The sequence below is a fragment of the Vibrio sp. Vb0888 genome (assembly GCF_033338835.1).
In the GTDB taxonomy this organism is placed as follows: Bacteria; Pseudomonadota; Gammaproteobacteria; order Enterobacterales; family Vibrionaceae; genus Vibrio; species Vibrio alginolyticus.
In genome coordinates, this window is the sequence record NZ_JAWOTL010000052.1 from 1 (window position 1) to 2,247 (window position 2,247).

The 2,247-nt window shown below is 44.9% G+C and carries 3 protein-coding genes; 2 read left to right on the forward strand and 1 reads right to left on the reverse strand.

Going from position 1 to position 2,247, the window contains the following annotated elements; genetic code table 11:
- Window positions 1–184 precede the first annotated feature (184 nt).
- Window positions 185–784, forward strand: a complete 600-nt coding sequence (locus tag R7P72_RS23635) for a LysM-like peptidoglycan-binding domain-containing protein (protein ID WP_020904298.1) — start codon at window positions 185–187, stop codon at window positions 782–784.
- A gap of 66 nt (window positions 785–850) precedes the next feature.
- Here R7P72_RS23635 and R7P72_RS23640 read toward each other — a convergent pair whose 3' ends face one another.
- Window positions 851–1,312, reverse strand: coding sequence for a GNAT family N-acetyltransferase (locus R7P72_RS23640; protein ID WP_046265221.1), 462 nt, complete (start codon window positions 1,310–1,312; stop codon window positions 851–853).
- A 145-nt stretch (window positions 1,313–1,457) separates the two neighbouring features.
- Between R7P72_RS23640 and R7P72_RS23645 the strand changes: the two genes are divergently transcribed.
- The coding region (locus tag R7P72_RS23645) for a DEAD/DEAH box helicase (protein WP_318110778.1) at window positions 1,458–2,247 on the forward strand (790 nt) is incomplete at its 3' end.

Consider the following 2,247-nt stretch of genomic DNA (forward strand, 5'->3'; position numbering starts at 1 on the left):
GAGCTTAGGTTTAAATAATTGCTGGCGATTGCGTTATCTGACCAGTCAGCGTGTGACTTATCTCTTACTCCAAGTGAAATTTCTGCTAATTTAAACCAAATTCCATTTTACTTTAGTCAAAACCATATACTCTCCGCGCTGGTATTTTTATACTGGTAGTAGAAGTATTAAGGGACACATCAACATGAATCGTCGCAGAAAGAAAAAGCAGCAAGTCGACTACGTCGAGTTGGTCAAACAAAAGTTCGCTGCTATCAACTGGAAGCAGCCGTTCAACAAAAGTAAGTGGTTGGAACGTGTAGAACCAATCAAGGCATTTTGGCAGCGCTTACCTAAATTCCATCAACGAGCTTTGATGGTGTTAATGCCATTATTACTTCTACTTCTGATTGTACCGTTACCGAAAAAGACGGAAGCGTTAGTCGAACAGCAGGGTGAAGTGGATAGCCAGCGTGTTGCGATCCAGTTAAATGCGCAAAGCCTGAGTCAGCAACGTACGTCGCAAAACTCGGGGCCTAAGTCAGAAGACTGGAAAGAGTACCATGTGAAGAATGGTGATACGTTAGCTCAAGTTTTTCGCAACAATCAGCTTTCTATGGCTGACCTTAGCGCCTTAGTAAAAATAGAAGGAAGCGATAAGCCACTGAGCCATATCAAGCAGGGGCAACTCATCCGTTTTAAACTCTCAGAAAACGGCCAGTTAGATATGTTGCAACTGGAAAAGAGCGATCATTCGGTTATGTTCTTCCGTCTATCGGATGGCAGCTTCGGCAGAAACAAATAGTTTCCGTTGTAGATTTAAAAAAGACGCGATCATCTCGCGTCTTTTTTATTGCAGTTTTGTAGAGGTTTATTGAGTCGAATGCTTCCTGCGCATGTCTACGTGTGGAATTCCATCTTCTAAGTAACTGTCAGAAATAACTTCAAATCCATGGTGAGCATAAAAATCGATAAGATGTTCTTGTGCACCAATGTCTATGGTTTTTTCGGGCCATAACGTAGAACATGCTTGGATGGCTCGTGTGATTAGCTGATGGCCTAAGCCACCACCTCGGGCTGTTTGTTTGGTCACGACTCGGCCAATACTGACGTTATCGTAAGTGGTTCCAGCTGGTAGAAGCCGAGCGCAGGCAACTAATTCATCATTGTGGTAGCCGAGTAGGTGATGAACGCCGTCAATAATATCCTTACCATCTAGCTCCGGGTACGGGCAAGTTTGCTCGACGACGAACACGTCGACGCGTAAGCGCAGCATCTCATACAGTTGTAAGGTAGTTAGTTGAGCAAAAGGCAAAGTGATCCAAGTGGTCATGTCCGTCGTCCATAATGATAGTAGAGTGCCTGAATGTACTCGCTTTTGTTTCAATACTCATTAACAATGGTTAATTTTCACTGGTCTTCCCAGAAAATCTGGCGATAATGTGCCCTCTTTTTCATCCCACCTGAGGATATTCCCTGTGAGCAAACAAACTTTTGACCAAGTAGGCCTGAACCCAGCGCTACTAGAAACGCTGGATTCATTGAACTACACCCATATGACGCCAATTCAAGCGTTAAGCTTACCGGCGATTTTGAATCAGCGTGACGTAATTGGTCAGGGTAAAACGGGCTCGGGTAAAACAGCGGCGTTTGGTCTTGGCGTGCTATCAAATCTAAACGTAAAACGATTTCGCGTGCAGGCTTTGGTGCTGTGTCCGACTCGCGAACTGGCGGATCAAGTTGCTAAAGAAATTCGAACGCTAGGGCGTGGTATCCATAACATTAAAGTACTTACGTTGTGCGGCGGTATGCCGATGGGACCGCAAATTGGTTCGTTAGAGCATGGTGCACATATCCTTGTTGGTACTCCGGGGCGTATTCTGGATCACCTTGAGAAAGGCCGTATTAACTTGGAAGAACTGAATACACTGGTGCTGGATGAAGCCGATCGTATGCTAGAAATGGGCTTCCAAGATGCTTTAGATGCAATTATTAATGCGGCGCCTAAACAGCGTCAGACATTGTTGTTTAGCGCCACATTCCCAGAGAAGATCGAGAAAATCGCTCAGCGTATTATGAAATCGCCAGAGATGATCAAGGTTGAATCGACTCACGATACTTCCAGCATTGCTCAATACTTCTACAAAGTAGAAGGAACTGAAGCGCGTGATGAGGCGCTAGCGAATCTTCTTTTGACTTACCAACCAGAGTCGGCGGTGGTGTTCTGTAATACGAAGAAAGAAGTGCAAAATGTCGCGGATGAATTAC